Raw genomic sequence first — 20,795 nt, forward strand, 5'->3', positions numbered from 1 at the left:
ACGTGGGAGGAGGCTTGCCCCCTCCCACAGTTGAGCTTCTTTCTGCTGGCTGGACCGGAATCAGGCCCTCAGCGACAACGGCGGCACAAACGACTCCAACTCATCCTCCACCGCCTCGATAATCCGCTCCACATCGGCAGCATTCATCACGGTGGCGCAGGGGATGCCGGCGATGGCAATCAGCGTCTCGCCGCTGGCCCGGTCGAACAGGCGGGCGACCATACTGCCGGGCGCATCCATGCTGCCCTCGAAGCCCATCGGATGAAAATGCCAGCGCATCAGCTGGCAGGCGTTGGGGAATGTCACTTTGTTCATGTTGCCCACCTTGTTCATTGAGCGCTTCCTTTAGCTCGCGGCAGGGGGCCAGGACCGTCACTGGTCGTGGCGTCGTAGAAGCTAAAAATAGCATTCGTTCGCAAGTACAAGGTGACTTTTTCTGCCCCGTTCGGCGGTTGTCAGCCATTCACTTGATGTGGGTCATCTCTTACTCACGATTGGGCACAATGCCACTAATGCGAAGTTCCAATTGGCCATTGTCGGCAGTGGCAAAATTCGGCAATCTCCGAGGTTTACCCGCCTCAGAGCCTTCCATGCCCGACATCGCGCCAGACGATGATTGCCATAACACCCACGCCACGCGTGAGCTGGTGTTGCGCCACCACCTGTGCTGGCGTCATCGCGACCTTGACGGCGTGATGTCCTACTACCACCCGGACATCCAGTACCACGACTTTTTCCAGAACCGTGTGGTCGGTTACGCCGAACTGCGTGAGTACCTGCAAGCCAGCATGCCCCGCGAAGCCGACGAAGCCATTGAACATACCGACCGCATCCGTGCCGATGGCGACACGGCATTCATCCAGTACCGCATCACCTTGCGCGGCGGTCAGGGGCTGGTGTCATTCCGTACCAGCGAGGCCATCACCGTCCGCGATGGGTTGATCTGGCGCGTCAACGAGTACGCGTCATTGGTGCATGAACAACCCTCCCAGGCCCAGCGCCCCAGCGTCAGCCGCCTGGGCCTGTCACCCCAGCAATTGGGGCATATGGCCAATGACTTGCAGCAGTACTTCGAGTGCAGGCAGCCTTATCTGGACCCGGAACTGGACCTGCAGCGTGTCGCCAAGGAGTGTGGCTACAGCCGCAATCAGATTTCCTACCTGCTCAACCAGGTGCTGGGGCAAAGCTTCTACCGCTACGTCAACCAGGCTCGGCTCCAGCACCTGCTGGCCGCACTGGATACCGCGCAACCACCGATCAAGGTCGACGACCTTGCCTTCGCCGCCGGTTTCAATTCGTTGTCGGCGTTCTACAGCGCCTTCCGCCAGCACACCGGCCAGTCGCCCAAGGCCTACGTCAAACAAATTTCCCTGCGTGCACGCGCGCAAGACAGCGAATAACCCGGAGTTCTAGGATCCCTCCATCGAAATGTGGTTGGGGAACTTGGCATGCCGGCATGGCGCACTATCAGTTTATGGATGGACCAACTGGACGACCCGCTGTTGGCGCGGCCGGCCCTTGAGCATGACCTGGACGTCAACGTGGCCATTATCGGCGCCGGTTACACGGGAATGTGGACCGCCTACTACCTGAAACGCCAGGCGCCTGAGTTGAAGATCGCGATTATCGAGGCGCAAACCGCTGGCTTCGGCGCCTCGGGCCGTAACGGCGGCTGGCTGATGGGCAATCTGCTGGGCGAAGACCGCCTGCTGGCCGGCCTTGCGCCTGAACAGCGCCGCGCCTCCTTCGACCTGCTGCATGGCATTCCCGACGAAGTGGCCCAAGTGCTGGCCCGGGAAGGCATCGACTGCGACTACCGCAAGGGCGGCGCGCTGTACTGCGCCGCACGCTACCCCGAGCAGGAAGGCAGCCTGCGCGCTTACCTGGACAAGCTCTACGCCCAAGGCCTGACCGAAGCCGACTATCGCTGGCTGAGCCCTCGACAGTTGGCTGAACAGATCCGCATCGCCAAGCCCTATGGCGGTATCCATGCCCCCCATGTCGCCACGATCAACCCGGCCAAGCTAGTGCGCGGTCTTGCGCGGGTGGTGGAGAGCATGGGCGTGACGATCTATGAAAACACGCCGGTGACCCACTGGCAGTCCGGTACTGTGCGCACCGCCAAGGCCCGTGTGCGCGCTGCCTGGGTGGTGCCGGCTGTCGAGGGTTATGCGAATACCTTGCCGCCCCTCGGCCGATACCAGTTGCCGGTGCAAAGCCTGATCGTTGCCACTGAACCGCTGCCCGCCGGCACCTGGGATGAAATCGGCCTGAGCCATGGCCAGGCCTTTGGCGAAAGCAGCCGCCAGGTCACCTATGGCCAGCGTACGGTGGATAACCGCCTGGTGTTCGGCGCCCGCGGTGGTTACCAGTTCGCCGGCAAATTGCGCCACAACTTTGATTTGACTGACAGCGAAGTGGCACTGCGCCGCTACCTGTTCGGCGAACTCTTCCCACAGCTGAAAAAGGTGCGGATTACCCATTCCTGGGGTGGCAACCTCGGCATGTCGCGCCGTTTCCGCCCGCACATGCTCTGCGATCACAAGACCGGCATCGCCCTGGCCGGTGGTTACGGCGGGGAGGGCGTCGGTGCCACCAACCTGGGCGGCCGCACCCTGGCCGACCTGATCCTCAGTCGCGACACACCGCTTATCCACCAACCCTGGGTGATCCGTGAGCGTGGCCTGCACGCGCTCAAGGCCTGGGAGCCGGAGCCATGCCGCTGGCTTGGCTACAACGCGATCATTCGCAGTTTTGTCCATGAAGACCAGGTGCTGGCCAACCCCAACACAGCACCTTGGCGCCGCAAGCTGGCGATCGGCATAGCCGGGTTCATGGAAGGTTTCATGCATTGAGCCGTTTCACCTACACGAGAAAACCCCATGAGCATCACTCAATTCAAAGACGCGCTGCATGCCCAACTGCCGGACTCATCACCGGTGGCCGTGCCCCTGGGCGAGCCGATCGCCGTGGCCTCGACCTTGAGCGTTGAACGCAGCGACGGCGTCGAGACCGGTATCTGGGAATGCACCCCGGGCCGCTGGCGTCGGCAGATCACATCCCAGGAGTTCTGCCACTTTATCCAGGGTCGCTGCACCTTCACCCCTGACAACGGTGAAATCGTTCACATACAAGCCGGTGACGCACTGATGTTGCCGGCCAACAGCACCGGTATCTGGGACATCCAGGCAACCGTGCGCAAAACCTACGTACTGATTTTGTAACGCTTTGATCCTTGATCGCCTGCCATAAAAACAGCCCTAAAATCGCCAGGAAATCGAACCATGAAAGCCATTGCCCTGTTGCCCTTGATGTGGGTGGCCGCTATCAGCCAAGCCGCTGAGACGGTGAAGATCTACAACTGGTCCAGCTATATCGCGCCGGACACAACGAAGAATTTCCAGAAACAAACCGGCATCGGTTTCAGCTACGACGTGTATGACAGTAACGAAACCCTCGACGGCAAGCTGATGACGGGTAACTCCGGCTACGACGTGGTGTTTCCGTCCAACCACTTCATGGCACGGCAGATCCAGGGCGGCGCCCTGAAGAAGCTCGACAAGAGTCAGTTGCCCAACTGGAAAAACCTCAACCCCGTACTGCTCAAGGCCCTGGAAAACAACGACCCGGGTAATGCCCATGGCTTCCCGTACCTGTGGGGCAGTACCGGCATCGGTTACAACATCGACAAGGTCAAGGCCGTGTTGGGGGATGACGCCCCGGTTGATTCCTGGGACCTGATCTTCAAGCCCGAATACATGGAAAAGCTCAGCAAGTGCGGGGTAGCGATCCTCGACAATGGCCCGGAATTGCTGCCCATCGCCCTCAACTACCTGGGGCTGCCGCCCCACAGTAAAAAACCCGAAGACTACAAAAAGGCCGAGGCGCTGCTGATGAAAGTGCGCCCCTATGTGGCGTACTTCCACTCCTCGAAATACACCGGCGACCTGGCCAATGGCGACATCTGCGTGGCGGTCGGTTTCTCCGGCGACGTACTGCAAGCCGAAAGCCGCGCCAAGGAGGCCAAGAATGGGGTGAAGATCGGCTATCAGATTCCCAAGGAAGGCGCCGCCATCTGGTTCGACATGGTGGCCATGCCCGCCGATGCCCCCGATGAAAAGGCCGGCTACGCGTTCATGAACTACCTGCTGGAGCCCCAGGTGATGGCGGACATCACCAACTCCGTGCACTACGCCAACGGCAACCGTGCAGCGGATAGCCTGGTAGACCCTGAGATCAAGGCGGACACCAAGATCTACCCCAGCGACGAAATGATGGGCAAGTTATTCGCGCTGGAGGCGATGCCGCTGAACATCGACCGGATTCGCACGCGGGTGTGGAACACCATTCGAATGGGCCGCTGAAGAAGTCTGATGTGGGGGGAGGGCGAGCCCCCCATTAATCTGAGTCTTGCATAAACAATTTCAGGCGACCGCATTCTTGTGGTGAGCGGGCTTGTCCCGCGCTGGGGTGCGAAGCGCCCCTGATGAAGACGAATGCGGTGTATCAGGTATTCCTCTGCGCCTGGTTTTGGGGCTGCTGCGCAGCCCGACGCGGGACAAGCCCGCTCACCACAGGGGTCCCAGTTTTCTGCGTGACAGCGCTAGGTCGAAGAGATTGTGGGACCTCCCACACTTGGTTTGAGTACACCCTGGGCTTCACGGGTTTTCCAGGTCATGCCCCAACGACTGGATAAACAACGAAAACAGTTCCGGCTGTGACGAGATGTCCAGCTTCGCGTACAGATGCCGGCGGTGCACCTTTACCGTGTCCGGCGAGATATGCAGGCGCTCGGCCATGGCCTTGGACGAGAATCCGCGCAGTACCAGGCGGGCGATTTCCAGTTCGCGGTCCGAGAGCACACCGCAACCGAATTGGCTCAGTGCATCCCGGATCTGGCTGTCCATGGCCGGCGCGCGCCGGGTGCTTTGTTGCCAGTGCTGCTGCATCAACGGCAGCACCCAGGCGGCCAGCGTCGTCAGCAACCCGGTCTCCTCAACGCTGAATCGCCGCTGCATGCCCAGTGACAGCGACAACGTCCCCGCGCCCGGCAACTGCAGGATCAATTGCACCTCGTCTTCCAGCACGTTGTCGTGGAAGTAGCTGAGGAAATACTCGCTCTGGCGAAAATGGTCCGGCGCCACTTCCTCAAGCCGGTACACGCCGCTGGCATACCCCTCGCGACACGCCTGGAAAAACGGATCGAGCAAATACAGGCCATTGAGGTACACCAGCATCGACGCCGGCTTGCTGCTCGGCTGGGCGTCGTACTCTTCCAGTGCCTGGGGCGCACCATCCACGGGATAGAAGATCGCCAGCGCGTTATCGAAGGGTACGCATTGGTGCAACAACAGCACCAGCTGTTTCCAGAAACGCTCGGTGCCGATGTGCGCAACAGTGCGGCCCAGGCCGGCGTGCATGCCGACTTCACGAAACAGGCTCATGTAGCAAGCTCCCGCCAACAAAAGATCGCCCCAAGGGTTCGGCTTTTGCCGGGTGCCGTCAAGGGGAGTACGCCAATAGGGGAATTGGCTGGCATAAACCCCACGGTTACCTTTGGCATCATTCAGCGGGAAACATATCCCGCCACTTTCAGACCTTTCGTTTCTGCCTCACACCAAGAACAACGACAGAGGATAACGATATGAGCACTTCCCCCACGCCCGACGGCGTGCTGAAACCCACCCTGAGCGTCTTCGATGTGGTGGCCATTACCGTTTCGGCTGTGACCCCCGCCAGTTCCGTTTTCGTGATCGCGCCCTTTGCCATCCAGCAGGCTGGCAGCGGCGTGTTCCTGGCGTTCGTGATGGCAGGGCTGCTCGCGCTGATGTTCGCGTTTTGCTACGCCGAACTGGGCCGCGCCCATAACAGCGCCGGTGGCGAGTATGTGTATGCCAAGCGCGTGTTCGGCGGCATGGCCGGCTACGCGACGTTCCTGACCGTATTGGTGATGCTGCTGTTTATCCCGCCGGTATTGGCCACCGGTGCCGCAACCTACCTCAACAATGCTTTGGGTACCAGATTCGACGCGCAAACCGTGGCCCTGGTGATCGTGGTGTGCAGCTACGCCCTGGGTATCCTCAATATCAAGCTCAACGCCTGGATCACCGGGGCCTGCCTGCTGCTGGAAGTCGCGGCGTTGCTGGTGATCGTGTGCATCGGCTTCGGTAACCCGGTGCAGCCGGCCAGCGTGCTGTTTCAACCCCAGATCGTCGAAAACGGTGTGTTGCACCTGGCGCCCTGGGCCCTGGTGATCGGCGCGGTAGGCATTGGCCTGTTTTCCTACAACGGTTACGGCCCCGCCGTGTTGCTGGCCGAAGACATGAAATGCGGGGGCAAGGGCGTACACAAGGCGGTGCTGTGGTCCCTGGGCCTGGTGGTGGTGATCGAGCTGGTGCCGATCACGGCGCTGCTGATCGGCGCGCCGTCACTGAGTGCGATGATCAGCAGTCCGGACCCCATCGGCTACCTGCTCACCAGTCATGGCAATGAAACCCTGTCGCGCCTGGTCAGCGCGGGCATCTTCCTGTCGGTGTTCAACGCCATCGTCGCCATCGTTATCCAGATTGGCCGCGTGGTGTTCAGCAGCGGGCGCGATGCATTGTGGACGCCTACCATCAACAAGCTGTTTACCCGCATTCATCCGCGCTGGGATTCACCCTGGCTGGCCACGCTGTTCCTGGCGATCCCGTCGGCGTTGCTGAGCTTCAGCTCCAACCTGACCGACCTCACCTCGTTCAGCGTATTGCTGATCATATTGGTGTACCTGGTGGTGGCGTTGAGCGCGCTGATGAGCCGCGTGCTGCTGCGCGACCGCGAGCATCCCTATCGCATGCCGCTGTGGCCGCTGCCGGCGTTGCTGGCTGCACTGGGCGCGGGTTACTTGCTGGTGACCTTGATCTACGCGGCGTCAGTACGCGACATCATGATCATCATCGGCTTGCTGGCCCTGTCGGTGATTCTGTATTGCATCAGTGGCCGGTCGAGTCCGGCCTTTCAAAAATTGTAAGGAGTGGTTATGCGTGCACGTCAATTGGGCATCACGCTGGGGCTGGGCACACCCGGCGAGTTGAATGCCATCACCGACGTTCCCGGGGTTCGGGTCGGTCACTGTACGCTCAAGACCCGCGTCGACGGTAAACAGGTGCGCACTGGCGTCAGCGTGGTCCAGCCCCGCGCCGGGGAAGCGCGGTTGCAGCCATGCTTTGCCGGGTATCACGTGCTGAACGGCAATGGCGACGCCACTGGCCTGGAATGGATCAGCGAGGCGGGCCTGTTGACCACGCCGCTGGCCATCACCAACACCCACAGCATCGGCATCGTGCGCGACACCTTGATTGCCCTGGAGCACAAGCGCCTGGCGGACCCGGCGGTGTACTGGTGCATGCCGGTGGTGATGGAAACCTACGACGGCCTGCTCAACGATATCTGGGGCCAGCACGTCACCCCCGAGCATGTGCGCCAGGCGCTGGACAGCGCCGAACGCGGCCCCGTGCAAGAAGGCGCGGTGGGCGGTGGGACGGGGATGATCTGCCATGAATTCAAGGGCGGTATCGGCAGCGCCTCGCGCCGTTTGCCGGCAGAGCAGGGCGGTTGGACTGTCGGCGTGCTGGTCCAGGCCAACCATGGCAAGCGCCAGGAACTGCGGGTCGACGGCTATCCGGTAGGCCGCCGCTTGATGGACCTGCCGTCACCCTTTGCCGAACGAGGCACGCCGGGCATGGGCTCGATCGTGGTGATCATCGCCACGGATGCGCCCCTGCTGCCGCACCAATGCCAGCGCCTGGCACAACGCGCGTCTATCGGCATCGCGCGCACCGGCGGCGGCACCGAGGATTCCAGCGGCGACCTGTTCCTGGCCTTCGCCACTGGCAACCAGGAACTGCCGCCAGCGGACTACGCGCGCAAGGGCCTGCCGTTGAGCAGCACCTTGCAGATGGTGAATAACGATCATATATCCCCGCTGTTCAGCGCTGCGGCGGAGGCGGTGGAGGAGGCGATCATCAACGCAATCCTGGCGGGCGAAGACATGGTGACCGACGACGGCGTACAGGTGCCGGGCTTGAAAGGCGAAACGTTGATACGGGCATTGCACGACACGGGCTGGCGCGCGTCCCGATAATGGAGGGCCAGCGCCGATATATAAATATAAACAGCGGCTGTTTAATGTCGTCAATGACACCGTGACAATACAATGGATCCAATTATCAAGTGCGCCGTTCAACTTGAGCGGCTTTAGCGCTATTTAATATTTAAATAACCCTCCGCTGTCTTTTGTCGGACAACAGCAACGTTGCCCAACAGATACGGCGCCTAACTTGGAATGCATGTTTGTTGCCCGATTTTCATGCTGGAAAAGATGTAGACGAAAGATTTCAAGTTGTGTCAGTTTCGTGACGCCTTCAAAAGAGGCGAGTGATAGGACGATCTCGCCCACGGGATTCCTATCGACCCAAGACTGATGCATTTGCAAACAAGGAAGTACGTTTATGTCAAAAGCAAAAGACAAGGCTATCGTGTCGGCGGCGCAAGCCAGCACCGCTTACTCGCAAATCGATAGCTTCAGCCATCTGTATGACCGTGGCGGCAATCTCACGATCAATGGCAAACCCTCCTACACCGTTGACCAGGCGGCCACCCAGCTGCTGCGCGACGGCGCCGCGTACCGGGACTTTGACGGCAACGGCAAGATCGACCTGACCTACACCTTCCTGACCTCGGCGTCCTCAAGCACCATGAACAAACATGGTATCTCGGGCTTCAGCCAGTTCAACGCCCAGCAGAAAGCACAGGCCGCCCTGGCCATGCAATCCTGGTCGGACGTGGCCAACGTCACCTTCACCGAGAAAGCCACCGGCGGTGACGGCCACATGACATTCGCCAACTACAGCAGCGGCCAGGACGGCGCGGCAGCCTTCGCCTACCTGCCCGGCACCGGTGCAGGCTACGACGGCACCTCGTGGTACCTGACCAACAACAGCTACACGCCGAACAAGACCCCGGACCTGAACAACTACGGCCGGCAGACCCTGACCCACGAAATCGGGCACACCCTGGGCCTGGCTCACCCTGGCGACTACAACGCCGGCGAAGGCGCCCCGACCTACAACGACGCGACCTATGGACAGGACACGCGCGGCTACAGCCTCATGAGTTACTGGAGCGAGAGCAACACCAACCAGAACTTCAGTAAAGGCGGGGTAGAAGCCTATGCCTCTGGCCCGCTGATCGACGACATCGCCGCGATCCAGAAGCTCTACGGTGCCAACTACAACACCCGCGCCGGCGACACCACCTACGGGTTCAACTCCAACACCGGGCGTGATTTCCTCAGCGCCACGTCCAACGCCGACAAGCTGGTGTTCTCGGTCTGGGACGGTGGCGGCAATGACACCCTGGACTTCTCCGGCTTCACCCAGAACCAGAAGATCAACCTCAATGAGGCCTCGTTCTCCGACGTTGGCGGCCTGGTCGGCAACGTCTCCATCGCCAAGGGCGTGACCGTCGAGAACGCGTTCGGCGGTGCGGGCAATGACCTGATCATCGGCAACAACGCGGCCAACGTGATCAAGGGTGGGGCCGGCAACGACCTCATCTACGGTGGCGGCGGCGCGGATCAACTGTGGGGCGGCGCGGGCAACGACACGTTTGTGTTCGGCGCCAGTTCCGATTCCAAGCCAGGGGCGGCGGACAAGATCTTTGACTTCACCTCGGGCTCCGACAAGATCGACCTCAGCGGCATCACCAAAGGGGCCGGCCTGACCTTCGTCAATGCCTTTACCGGGCATGCCGGCGATGCGGTATTGACCTACGCGGCAGGCACCAACCTGGGCACCCTGGCCGTCGACTTCTCCGGGCACGGCGTGGCGGATTTCCTCGTCACCACCGTCGGCCAGGCAGCGGTCAGCGACATCGTGGCATGATGCACGGGCGCGGCGCGCAAGCGCCGCGTCTCCAGGCTGGAGCGTACAGATGCAGCGTTTTTACAATGTGATCGCCTGCGTATTGCAGGTGATGTTCGTGTCGGCAGGAGCCCACGCAATGGCGAGCAGTCTTGTTTTACCCACCAGCGCCCAGCTGGCCGGGCATTGGCAGTTGCACCAGCAGGATCAGGTGTGTGCACTGGACCTGCTCGAGCAGGCCAATGCTTTGGGCGGCGATGTGGCCTGCGTGGCGCAGTGGCTGGGGGACAAGCCCCTGACCTGGTCGCCCACACCCGACGGTATCTGGCTGTTCAATGCCGAAGGCAGCGGGATCACCCATTTGAATCGTCAGAAAGACGGCGAGTATCAGGCGCGGACGAAGTCCGGCACCGTGGTTGAATTAAAACGAGTGCCTTAGTTGTTGTTATAAGCCTATAACTCGATTTCATTAGTTGAGCGGCCTCTATCGCGGAGGACGGCAAACTTATGCGCGTAATTTGATTCAAGGAAGATCAGAACCTATGGCCAGGCCCCATGCGGTTGCGCCTTTATTCAAGGCGCTGGGTGAATACAAGAGCATCTTGATCAGCGTCGGTTGTTTTACCGCGCTGATTAACCTGTTGATGCTGGTGCCGTCGATCTACATGCTGCAAGTGTATGACCGTGTGCTCTCCTCGCAGAATGAAACCACCCTGGTGATGTTGACCCTGATGGTGGTGGGCTTCTTTGCGTTTATTGGCCTGCTCGAGGTCATCCGCAGTTTTATCGTGATCCGCATCGGCAGCCAGTTGGAGCGGCGTTTCAACTTGCGCGTGTACAAGGCTGCGTTCGAACGCAACCTGCAACGCGGCCAGGGGCATGCCGGGCAATCCCTGGGTGACTTGACCCATATCCGCCAATTCATCACCGGGCCGGCGCTGTTTGCGTTCTTCGATGCGCCGTGGTTTCCCATCTATCTGTTGGTGATTTTCCTCTTCAACGTCTGGCTCGGGGTGTTGGCCACCGCCGGCGCAGTGCTGTTGATCGGCCTTGCGTGCCTCAACGAATACCTGACCAAGAAACCCTTGGGCGAGGCCAGTGGCTTCTCCCAGCAGTCGACGCAGCTGGCCACCAGCCATTTACACAACGCCGAAACCATCCAGGCCATGGGCATGCTCGGCGCGTTGCGCCACCGCTGGTTTGCTGTGCATTCGCAGTTCCTGGGTTTGCAGAACAGAGCCAGTGATACCGGGTCGGTGATCACCTCGTTGAGCAAATCCCTGCGCCTGTGCCTGCAATCCCTGGTGCTGGGTCTGGGCGCGCTGCTGGTGATCAAGGGCGACATGACCGCCGGGATGATGATCGCGGGCTCGATCCTGATGGGCCGTGTACTCAGCCCCATCGACCAGTTGATTGCGGTCTGGAAGCAATGGAGTTCGGCCAAGCTGGCCTACCAGCGGCTGGACGAATTGCTGCGCGAGTTTCCGCCGGAAGTGGAGCAGATGAAATTGCCCGCACCCAAGGGCCAGGTCAGCTTCGAACAGGTCAGCGCGGGGCCGCCCGGGCGGCGCATGCCCACCCTGCATCAGGTCAGCTTCAGCCTCGGCGCCGGCGAAGTGCTCGGCGTGCTTGGCGCCTCGGGCTCCGGCAAATCCACCCTGGCCCGTGTGTTGGTGGGCGTGTGGCCGACCCTGGCCGGCACCGTGCGCCTGGACGGTGCGGACATTCACCGCTGGGACCGCGACGACCTCGGCCCGTACATCGGCTATCTGCCCCAGGACATTGAACTGTTCAGTGGCAGCATCGCCGACAACATCGCACGTTTTCGCGAGGCCGACCCCGAGCGGGTGGTGCGGGCTGCGCAGCAAGCCGGCGTGCATGAATTGATCCTGCGCCTGCCCCACGGTTATGACACGGTCCTCGGCGATAACGGCGGTGGTCTGTCCGGCGGCCAGAAACAACGCGTAGCTCTGGCGCGTGCGCTGTACGGCGGGCCGCGCTTGATCGTCCTGGACGAGCCCAACTCCAACCTCGACACCGTCGGCGAAGCCGCGCTGGCCAGCGCCATTGTCCAGATGAAGGCCCAGGGCAGCAGTGTGGTGCTGGTGACCCATCGTTCTTCGGCCTTGGCCCAGGCCGATAAATTGCTGGTGCTCAACGAAGGGCGTTTGCAGGCATTCGGGCCGAGCCAGGACGTGCTGCGGGCGTTGTCCGGCCACCGTGACCAAGCGCCCCAAGGTAGGAGCGAGCTTGCTCGCGAAGGGCGTTAACGATGATGCGCCCTGATTGGATACACGCGGTGACGCTGAGTTTTTCGCGAGCAAGCTCGCTCCTACAGGTTTTGCGTCAAGCAGTAAGGATGTCAGCATGATTCATGAACAACACGACGCCCGATTTTTCGTACGCATGGGCTGGCTGCTGACCGTGGTCGGTGCCGGTGGCTTTTTCCTCTGGGCCAGCCTGGCGCCCCTGGACCAGGGTATCCCGGTGCAGGGCACGGTGGTGGTGTCGGGCAAACGCAAGGCGGTGCAAACCTTCAGCCCCGGCGTGGTCAGTCGGATCCTGGTCAAGGAGGGTGAGCTGGTGAAGCAAGGCCAGCCGCTGTTCCGTCTCGACCAGACCCAGAATCAGGCCGACGTGCAGTCCCTGCAGGCCCAGTACCGCATGGCCTGGGCCAGCGTCGCGCGGTGGCAGAGCGAGCGCGACAATCAATCCGCTATCACCTTTCCCGCCGAGCTGAGCAGCAACCCCGATCCCGCACTGGCGTTGGTCCTGGAAGGCCAGCGCCAATTGTTCAGCAGCCGTCGCGAAGCCTTTGCCCGTGAACAGGCGGGCATCCGCGCGAATATCGAGGGCGCCACCGCACAGCTCAACGGCATGCGCCGCGCCCGCAGCGACCTGACCGCCCAGGCCCAGTCCCTGCGCGACCAACTGAGCAACCTGCAACCCCTGGCCGACAACGGCTATATCCCGCGCAACCGGCTGATGGAGTACCAACGCCAGCTGTCCCAGGTGCAACAGGACCTGGCGCAGAACACCGGAGAGAGCGGCCGGGTGGAGCAGGGCATCCTTGAATCGCGCCTGAAATTGCAGCAGCACAGCGAGGAATACCAGAAGGACGTGCGCAGCCAATTGGCCGACGCGCAATTGCGCAGCCTGACCCTCGAGCAGCAACTCACCTCGGCCGGCTTCGATCTGCAACACAGCGAGATCAACGCACCGGCTGACGGCATTGCGGTCAACCTCAGCGTGCACACCGAAGGCGCCGTGGTGCGTGCCGGTGAAACCCTGTTGGAAATCGTGCCCCAGGGCACGCGCCTGGAAGTGGAAGGGCATTTGCCGGTGCACCTGGTGGACAAGGTCGGCACGCACCTGCCGGTGGATATCCTGTTCACCGCCTTCAACCAGAGCCGCACCCCGCGTGTGCCGGGGGAGGTCAGCCTGATTTCCGCCGACCAGATGCTCGACGAAAAAACCGGCGCGCCGTATTACGTATTGCGCACCACCGTCAGCGAGGCAGCACTGGAGACACTCCACGGCCTGGTCATCAAGCCGGGCATGCCCGCCGAGATGTTTGTGCGCACCGGCGAGCGTTCGTTGCTCAATTACCTGTTCAAGCCGCTGCTCGACCGCGCCGGCTCCGCGTTGACCGAGGAATGAGCATGAAAGCTGTGTTCATCGCCTTGCTGTTTACCTGCATTAACGCCCAGGCCGCCATGGGCCCGTTCGATGTATACGAACAGGCCTTGCGTAACGATCCGGTGTTTCTCGGTGCGATCAAGGAGCGCGACGCCGGCCTGGAAAACCGCACCATCGGCCGCGCAGGCTTGCTGCCCAAGCTGTCGTATAACTACAACAAGGGCCGCAACAACTCCCAGGCCACCTTGCCCGACGGCCGCGGCGGCAATTACCACGACGACCGCAACTACAACAGCTACGGCTCGACCTTCAGCCTGCAACAGCCGCTGTTCGACTATGAGGCCTACGCCAACTACCGCAAGGGCGTGGCCCAGGCGCTGTTCGCCGATGAAAGCTTTCGCGACAAGAGCCAGGCGCTGCTGGTGCGGGTGCTGAGCTATTACACCCAGGCGCTGTTTGCCCAGGACCAGATCGACATCGCACGGGCCAAGAAGAAGGCCTTCGAGCAGCAGTTCCAGCAGAACCGGCACCTGTTCCAGCAGGGCGAGGGCACCCGCACCGATATCCTCGAAGCCGAGTCGCGCTATGAGCTGGCCACCGCCGAAGAGATCCAGGCGCTGGACGAGCAGGACGCCTCGCTTAGAGAACTGGGTGCGCTGATCGGTGTGCAAAGCGTCAACATCGACGACCTCGCCCCGTTGAACGAAGGTTTCGCCGCGTTCACCCTGACCCCGGCCAACTACGACACCTGGCATGAACTGGCGATCAGCAACAACCCCACGCTGGCGTCCCAGCGCCAGGCCCTGGAAGTCGCGCGTTATGAAGTGGAGCGTAACCGCGCCGGACACCTGCCCAAGGTCACTGCGTACGCCAGTTCGCGCCAGCAGGAGTCCGACAGCGGCAACACCTACAACCAGCGCTACGACACCAACACCATCGGCGTCGAAGTGAGCCTGCCGTTGTATGCCGGTGGCGGCATCTCCGCGTCCACCCGCCAGGCCAGTCGCGCCATGGAACAGGCCGAGTACGAGCTGGAAGGCAAGACCCGCGAGACCCTGATCGAACTGCGTCGGCAGTTCAGCGCGTGCCTGTCTGGCGTGAGCAAACTGCGCGCTTACCAAAAGGCCCTGACCTCCGCAGAAGCACTGGTGCTGTCGACCCAGCAGAGCATCCTCGGTGGCGAGCGGGTCAACCTCGATGCGCTGAACGCCGAACAACAGCTCTACAGCACGCGGCGCGACCTGGCCCAGGCGCGTTACGACTACCTGATGGCCTGGACCAAATTGCACTACTACGCCGGCAACCTGCGCGACACCGACCTGGCCAAGGTGGATGAGGCGTTCGGACCGGCACCGCATTAATTGGCTTTCTCGACAATTCCAACAACAGAGAGGCAATACCATGGGTGTGTTCGACTATAAAAACCTCGGAGCCGAGGGCTCCAAAGCGTTGTTCGCCGATGCCATGGCGATCACGCTGTACGCCTATCACAACCTGGATAACGGCTTTGCCGTAGGCTACCAGCACAACGGCCTGGGGCTCGGTTTGCCGGCCACGCTGGTCGCTGCACTGCTGGGCAGTACGGATTCCCAGGGCGTGATTCCCGGCATTCCCTGGAACCCGGATTCGGAGAAAGCCGCCTTGGAGGCCGTGCAACAAGCCGGTTGGACGCCCATCAGCGCAAGCACCCTGGGCTATACCGGCAAGGTCGACGCCCGAGGCACGTTCTTCGGCGAAAAAGCCGGCTACACCACAGCCCAGGTCGAGGTGCTGGGCAAGTACGATGAAGCCGGCAAGCTGCTGGAAATCGGTATCGGTTTTCGCGGTACGTCGGGCCCTCGGGAAACGCTGGTCAGCGACTCCATTGGCGATCTGGTCAGCGATCTGCTCGCAGCGTTGGGCCCCAAGGATTACGCGAAGAACTATGCCGGTGAAGCCTTTGGCGGCCTGCTCAAGAACGTCGCCGACTACGCCAGTGCCCACGGCCTCAGCGGCCACGACGTAGTGGTCAGCGGCCATAGCCTGGGCGGCCTGGCGGTCAACAGCATGGCCGACTTGAGCAGCAGCAAATGGGCGGGGTTCTACCAGGACGCCAACTACCTGGCCTACGCCTCGCCGACCCAGAGCGCTGGCGACAAGGTGCTTAATATCGGCTACGAAAACGACCCGGTATTCCGTGCGCTGGACGGATCATCCTTCAATTGGTCATCGTTGGGCGTGCATGACAAACCCCATGAATCGACCACCGACAATATCGTCAGCTTTAACGACCACTACGCTTCGACGCTGTGGAATGTGCTGCCGTTTTCCATCACCAACCTGCCGACCTGGATCTCCCATTTGCCTACGGGTTATGGCGATGGGATGACGCGCATCCTCGAGTCCGGGTTCTATGGGCAGATGAGCCGCGACTCGACGATTATCGTCGCCAACCTGTCCGACCCGGCACGCGCCACCACCTGGGTGCAGGACCTCAACCGCAATGCCGAACCGCACAAGGGCGATACCTACATCATTGGCAGTGACGGCAATGACCTGATTCAGGGCGGCAAGGGCGCGGACTTTATCGAGGGCGGCAAGGGCAATGACACGATCCGCGACAGCAGCGGGCATAACACCTTTTTGTTCAGCGGGCAGTTTGGCCAGGACCGGATTATCGGCTATCAAGCGACGGACAAGCTGGTGTTCAGGGACGTTGAGGGGAGTGCGGATTACCGTGATCACGCCAAGGTCGTGGGCGGGGATACGGTGATCAGTTTTGGCGCGGATTCGGTGACGTTGGTGGGGGTGGTTGGCTTGTCGGGGGAGGGGATTGTGATCGGTTAAAACGGTGGGAGGGGGCAAGCCCTCTCCCACATTTGATCAGTGCGGGCCGCTGGAAATCAGTCTTCCTTGCGCACCGTGGCCACATCGTCGGCTTTGACGCGGATGCGCTTGCCGGCGATATCGGTGAACTCATAAAACCCGTCGGCCGTCTTGGTTTTTGGAGAGTCCTTGGTCAAATACTGCGTGCCATTTTGCAGTGTCACTACGGTTTGCGTCGCGCAACCGGCCAATACCAGAAAAGTGAGTGCAACCAGTGGCAGCCCCAAATTCTTCATGTTCATAACCCTTACCTTTAACCCTGAAAAATCCCACGCCAGGGACGCGGGCGACAAATGTTACGCCATCGACTCCCCATCTGATCATTTTTATGCAAAAAGTTGCGTGTGCCATTTATCTATTACCGATTGCAACACCGCATTTACGACGGCACTCTGTATGCATAACCAGTATTCGACCAATGCGTACCATGGCCAATCCCCTCGAAAACCCGCTCTATTACCTGCATAACTTCCGCCAGGTCCTGCATTGGCTGGGGCAACGCTATGCCGATCTGCTCGACCCTGACGAAGAGCATTTCATTCAGCAATTCGACAGGTTGCCGCAAGCCTCCCAGGCGCTTTTGGTGCGCATGGTGATGCGCAAGGGCGTGCATTTTCGTGCGGGCAAGCTGCACTACGTGGAGATCGGTTGCCCCCATGCCGCTGCCGCGCCCCTGCGGGAATTGGGATGGGTGGACGACAACCACCTTCTGGCATTTGAAGCATTATTCGCCTTGCTGCAAAAAGGCGAGATTCTCAGCACCTTCGCACCCTGGATCGACCAGCCCAAGGGCAAGAAGGCCGATTGGCTGGAAGGGTTGGCGGCGCAGTTCACCGACACGCGCCGTTTCGCCGACTGGTGCCCGGACCTGGCCGACACGCTGTACAGCCTCACCGTGATGGAGTTATGCGACCGCCTGCGGCTGATGTTCTTCGGCAACCTGCACCAGGACTGGTCCGAGTTTGTCCTCGCGGACCTGGGCATCTACACCTATGAAAAAGTCGAGTTCTGCGCCGAATCGCGGGGGTTGCGCAGCCGCGCCGACGTGCACGGTTTTCTGTTCCTGCACCAATGCCAGCAGGCGTTTGAACGCGGTGAGGCGCTGGCGCAGGTGCTGGCTGAAGTGGCCACGCTGAACACCGACAACCCCTGGCTGGAAAAGCGCCGGGCCAAGCTGTTGTTCCAGCTCGGCCAGTATTGCGAGCGCAGTGCCGAGTTGGACCTGGCGCAGCAGGTCTACCGCACCTGCGCCTACCCCGGCGCCCGCGCGCGGCTGATTCGCGTGCTGGAGCGCCAGGAGGATTACGCCCAGGCCATGGCCCTGGCAAGCATCGCGCAACAGGCACCGGAAAGTGCCGCCGAACAGCAACAGCTGTTGCGCGTGATGCCCCGCCTGCGCCGCAAGCTGGGCGAACCCCGGCTGCCGACGCTCAAATCCCGCGAAGTCACGCGCCTGGACCTGGAACTTGCGCTACCGGAACCGTTGATGTCGGTGGAGTCCTGTGTCCAGGCCCACCTGAGCGCACCTGATGCACCGGTGCACTACGTCGAGAACGGCCTGATCAATTCGCTGTTCGGCCTGCTGTGCTGGGATGCGATCTTCGCGCCGCTGCCGGGGGCGTTTTTCCACCCGTTCCAGCGTGGGCCGGCGGACCTGCACAGCGAAGACTTCCACGCGCGCCGCGTCCCCCTGTTTGACGCGTGTTTTGCGCAACTGCAGGACGGGCGCTACACAACCACCATCCGCCAACGCTACCTCGATAAGTGGGGGATCCAGTCGCCCTTTGTGTTCTGGAACCTGCTCAGTGAAGACCTGCTGGAACAAGCCTTGGCCTGCCTGCCCGCCGAACACCTGCGCTACTGGTTCGAACGGTTGCTGCTGGATATCCGCGCCAACCGCGCCGGCATGCCGGACCTGATCCAGTTCTGGCCGGCGCAGAAGACCTATCGCATGATCGAGGTCAAGGGCCCTGGCGACCGCCTGCAGGACAACCAGCTGCGTTGGCTGGAGTTCTGCGGTGAATACCAGATGCCCGTCACCGTCTGCTACGTACGCTGGGCGGAGCAACCCGCTTGAGCTACAGCGTAGCCGTGCGGGCGCTGTGCGAGTTCACCGCCAAGGTCGGCGACCTGGACCTGCGCTTTACCCCGTCGCCCAGCGCCCAGGAAGGTATAGCGGGCCATCGCACCGTTGCTTCGCGACGCAGCGCGCACTACCAGAACGAAGTGGCCCTCGAGGGCGACTACCAGCAACTGAAGGTGCGGGGCAGGGCAGACGGCTATGACCCGGACGCCAACCGCCTGGAAGAAGTGAAGACCTATCGAGGCGACCTGGCTGCCCAGCCCGCCAACCACCGGCAACTGCATTGGGCCCAGGCCAAGGTGTACGGCTGGTTGATGTGCCAGAAGCTTGGCCTCACGGATATCGACGTGGCGCTGGTGTATTTCGATATCGTCGGCGAAGGCGAAACCCTGCTCAATCAACGTTTCCAGGCGGACGAGCTGCAAGCGTTCTTCAATCAGCAATGTGCACTGTTTCTCGGCTGGGCCCGCCAGGAAATGCAGCACCGTGAAGCGCGCGACGTTGCGGCGCAGACCTTGGGTTTCCCCCATGCCGATTTTCGCCCCGGCCAACGCACTCTGGCCGAGTCGGTGTACAAGGCCGTCAGCACCGGCCGTTGCCTGATGGCCCAGGCCCCCACGGGCATCGGCAAGACCATCGGCACGATCTTCCCGCTGCTCAAGGCCCTGGCGCCCCAGCAACTGGACAAGGTGTTTTTCCTCACCGCCAAGACCCCCGGTCGCCAACTCGCCCTCGATGCAGCCAAGGTGCTGCATGCCAGCAGCGACCTGCCCCTGCGTGTTCTCGAGCTGGTGGCGCGGGACAAGGCCTGCGAGCACTTGGACAAGGCCTGTCACGGCGACGCCTGCCCCTTGGCCAAGGGCTTCTACGACCGTTTGCCCGCCGCCCGCCTTGCCGCGTCCAAGGTCCGCCTGCTCGACCAACACAACCTGCGCAATGTCGCCCTCGATCACAGGGTGTGCCCCTATTACCTGAGCCAGGAAATGGCACGCTGGGCCGACCTGGTGGTTGCCGACTACAACTACTATTTCGACTTCGGCGCCATGCTCTTCGGCCTGGCCCAACTCAACCAATGGCGCGCTGCCGTGCTGGTGGACGAAGCCCACAACCTGGTGGAACGTGCGCGCTCGATGTACAGCGCGAGCCTCGACCAGTACAGCCTGAAGATCCTGCGCGACACCGCGCCCGAGCCGCTGAAGAAACCCCTGCAGCGCCTCAACCGCGAATGGAACGCCCTGCACAAAGACCAGGTCGCGCCGTACCAAGCCTATGCCTCCAGGCCGGACAAACTGCTCCAGGCCCTGAACCTGTGCACCAGCGCCCTGGGTGATTACTTCAACGACCACCCCGAAGCCCTCAGCGGTGACCTGCAAGCCTTCTACTTCGAAGCGCTACAATTTACCAAGGTCGCCGAGCTGTTCAACGAGCACTTCATCTTCGACATCAGCAAGCGCCAGCTCGGCGGCAAACGCAGCAGCTCGACCCTGTGCCTGCGTAACGTGGTACCCGCCGAATTCATCCGGCCGCGCTTGACGGCAGCCCGCAGCAGCGTGTTGTTCTCCGCCACATTGAGCCCACGCCACTACTACGCCGACCTGCTTGGGCTGCCGACGGACACGGCTTGGGTCGATGTGGAATCGCCGTTCAAGGCCGAGCAACTGCAGGTACGCATTGTCGACGCAATCTCCACCCGTTTCGTGCATCGCCAAGCCTCGCTGGCGCCGATTGTCGAGCTGATCGCCCGCCAGTTCGCCCTGCAACCGGGTAACTACCTGGCGTTTTTCTCAAGCTTTGATTACCTGCAACAGGTGGCGCAACTGCTCGCCGAAACACACCCGCGGATCCCGCTGTGGCAACAGTCGCGGGGCATGGCCGAGGCTGAACGCCAAGGCTTTCTCGATCAATTCACCGAGCACAGCCAAGGCGTCGGTTTTGCCGTGCTGGGCGGCGCGTTCGGTGAAGGCATCGACTTGCCGGGCACACGCCTGATCGGCGCATTTATCGCCACCCTGGGATTGCCGCAACTCAACCCGGTCAACGAGCAGATAAAACTGCGCATGGCGGCGATTTTTGGCGCAGGGTACGACTACACCTACCTGTACCCCGGCATCCAAAAGGTCGTGCAGGCGGCGGGGAGGGTGATCCGCAGCCAGCACGACCGGGGCGTGGTGATGTTGATGGATGATCGGTTTGGGGAGGGCAGGGTGCGGCAGTTGTTGCCGAGGTGGTGGGCAGTTGATTGAGTGATTCCTGCCATCAATGATGCTGGTCCTTAGCCAACGGATCCCGCAGGCTGGAAAAAAACC

17 protein-coding genes are annotated in these 20,795 nt (G+C 61.5%); 14 read left to right on the top strand and 3 right to left on the bottom strand.

The window, feature by feature from the left end; all coding sequences use genetic code 11:
- Positions 1–60: 60 nt before the first annotated feature.
- On the bottom strand, positions 61–333 hold the full coding sequence (locus tag BLW22_RS13450; RefSeq protein ID WP_027605770.1) for a DUF1652 domain-containing protein: 273 nt from the start codon (positions 331–333) through the stop codon (positions 61–63).
- A gap of 257 nt (positions 334–590) precedes the next feature.
- Here BLW22_RS13450 and BLW22_RS13455 point away from each other — a divergent pair, with 257 nt between their 5' ends.
- Genes BLW22_RS13455 through BLW22_RS13470 form a run of 4 tightly spaced genes read left to right on the top strand, consistent with a single transcriptional unit; the run spans position 591 to position 4,364 of the window.
- The gene (locus tag BLW22_RS13455; RefSeq protein WP_065927595.1) at positions 591–1,400 is read left to right on the top strand and encodes a helix-turn-helix transcriptional regulator; all 810 of its coding nucleotides are present in this window, start codon (positions 591–593) and stop codon (positions 1,398–1,400) included.
- Positions 1,401–1,448: 48 nt separating this feature from the next.
- Entirely contained in the window at positions 1,449–2,855 is a 1,407-nt protein-coding gene (locus BLW22_RS13460; protein WP_074846767.1) for an NAD(P)/FAD-dependent oxidoreductase, read from the top strand.
- A gap of 27 nt (positions 2,856–2,882) precedes the next feature.
- The gene (locus BLW22_RS13465; RefSeq protein WP_065927593.1) at positions 2,883–3,224 is read left to right on the top strand and encodes a cupin domain-containing protein; all 342 of its coding nucleotides are present in this window, start codon (positions 2,883–2,885) and stop codon (positions 3,222–3,224) included.
- A gap of 60 nt (positions 3,225–3,284) precedes the next feature.
- Complete coding sequence (locus BLW22_RS13470; protein ID WP_074846768.1) at positions 3,285–4,364, top strand: polyamine ABC transporter substrate-binding protein; 1,080 nt, start codon at positions 3,285–3,287, stop codon at positions 4,362–4,364.
- 294 nt (positions 4,365–4,658) lie between these two features.
- On the opposite strand, the gene BLW22_RS13475 is transcribed toward BLW22_RS13470, so the two are convergent.
- Positions 4,659–5,444, bottom strand: coding sequence for a helix-turn-helix transcriptional regulator (locus BLW22_RS13475; RefSeq protein ID WP_065927591.1), 786 nt, complete (start codon positions 5,442–5,444; stop codon positions 4,659–4,661).
- A gap of 200 nt (positions 5,445–5,644) precedes the next feature.
- Between BLW22_RS13475 and BLW22_RS13480 the strand changes: the two genes are divergently transcribed.
- From BLW22_RS13480 to BLW22_RS13515, 8 genes are all read left to right on the top strand, one after another.
- The gene (locus BLW22_RS13480; RefSeq protein WP_065927590.1) at positions 5,645–7,009 is read left to right on the top strand and encodes an APC family permease; all 1,365 of its coding nucleotides are present in this window, start codon (positions 5,645–5,647) and stop codon (positions 7,007–7,009) included.
- 9 nt (positions 7,010–7,018) lie between these two features.
- On the top strand, positions 7,019–8,122 hold the full coding sequence (locus BLW22_RS13485; RefSeq protein WP_065927589.1) for a DmpA family aminopeptidase: 1,104 nt from the start codon (positions 7,019–7,021) through the stop codon (positions 8,120–8,122).
- A 367-nt stretch (positions 8,123–8,489) separates the two neighbouring features.
- Complete coding sequence (locus BLW22_RS13490; protein ID WP_074846769.1) at positions 8,490–9,923, top strand: serralysin family metalloprotease; 1,434 nt, start codon at positions 8,490–8,492, stop codon at positions 9,921–9,923.
- Between the two features lie 49 nt (positions 9,924–9,972).
- Positions 9,973–10,341: an AprI/Inh family metalloprotease inhibitor gene (locus tag BLW22_RS13495; protein ID WP_027605779.1), complete on the top strand. Its 369-nt coding sequence runs from the start codon at positions 9,973–9,975 to the stop codon at positions 10,339–10,341.
- Between the two features lie 103 nt (positions 10,342–10,444).
- Positions 10,445–12,172, top strand: coding sequence for a type I secretion system permease/ATPase (locus BLW22_RS13500; RefSeq protein WP_065946723.1), 1,728 nt, complete (start codon positions 10,445–10,447; stop codon positions 12,170–12,172).
- Positions 12,173–12,269: 97 nt separating this feature from the next.
- A complete protein-coding gene (locus BLW22_RS13505; protein WP_065927586.1) occupies positions 12,270–13,562 on the top strand; it encodes an HlyD family type I secretion periplasmic adaptor subunit in 1,293 nt (430 codons plus the stop codon).
- Between the two features lie 2 nt (positions 13,563–13,564).
- Positions 13,565–14,902 (top strand): TolC family outer membrane protein, encoded by a 1,338-nt coding sequence (locus BLW22_RS13510; protein ID WP_065927585.1) that lies wholly within the window; start codon positions 13,565–13,567, stop codon positions 14,900–14,902.
- A 40-nt stretch (positions 14,903–14,942) separates the two neighbouring features.
- Entirely contained in the window at positions 14,943–16,367 is a 1,425-nt protein-coding gene (locus BLW22_RS13515; protein WP_074846770.1) for a polyurethane esterase, read from the top strand.
- 56 nt (positions 16,368–16,423) lie between these two features.
- On the opposite strand, the gene BLW22_RS13520 is transcribed toward BLW22_RS13515, so the two are convergent.
- Positions 16,424–16,648 carry a YgdI/YgdR family lipoprotein gene (locus tag BLW22_RS13520; protein ID WP_027605784.1) on the bottom strand — a complete coding sequence of 75 codons (225 nt, stop codon included), beginning with the start codon at positions 16,646–16,648 and terminating at the stop codon, positions 16,424–16,426.
- Positions 16,649–16,833: 185 nt separating this feature from the next.
- On the opposite strand from BLW22_RS13520, the gene BLW22_RS13525 reads away from it, so the two are divergent.
- Together BLW22_RS13525 and BLW22_RS13530 are read left to right on the top strand one after the other, a co-directional pair.
- Entirely contained in the window at positions 16,834–18,483 is a 1,650-nt protein-coding gene (locus tag BLW22_RS13525) for a VRR-NUC domain-containing protein (protein WP_074846771.1), read from the top strand.
- Positions 18,480–20,732 carry an ATP-dependent DNA helicase gene (locus BLW22_RS13530; RefSeq protein WP_074846772.1) on the top strand — a complete coding sequence of 751 codons (2,253 nt, stop codon included), beginning with the start codon at positions 18,480–18,482 and terminating at the stop codon, positions 20,730–20,732. The genes BLW22_RS13525 and BLW22_RS13530 overlap by 4 nt, the downstream gene beginning before the upstream one ends.
- The last annotated feature ends 63 nt before the right edge of the window (positions 20,733–20,795 follow it).

It is taken from the genome of Pseudomonas marginalis (assembly GCF_900105325.1).
GTDB classification, from domain to species: domain Bacteria; phylum Pseudomonadota; class Gammaproteobacteria; order Pseudomonadales; family Pseudomonadaceae; genus Aquipseudomonas; species Aquipseudomonas marginalis.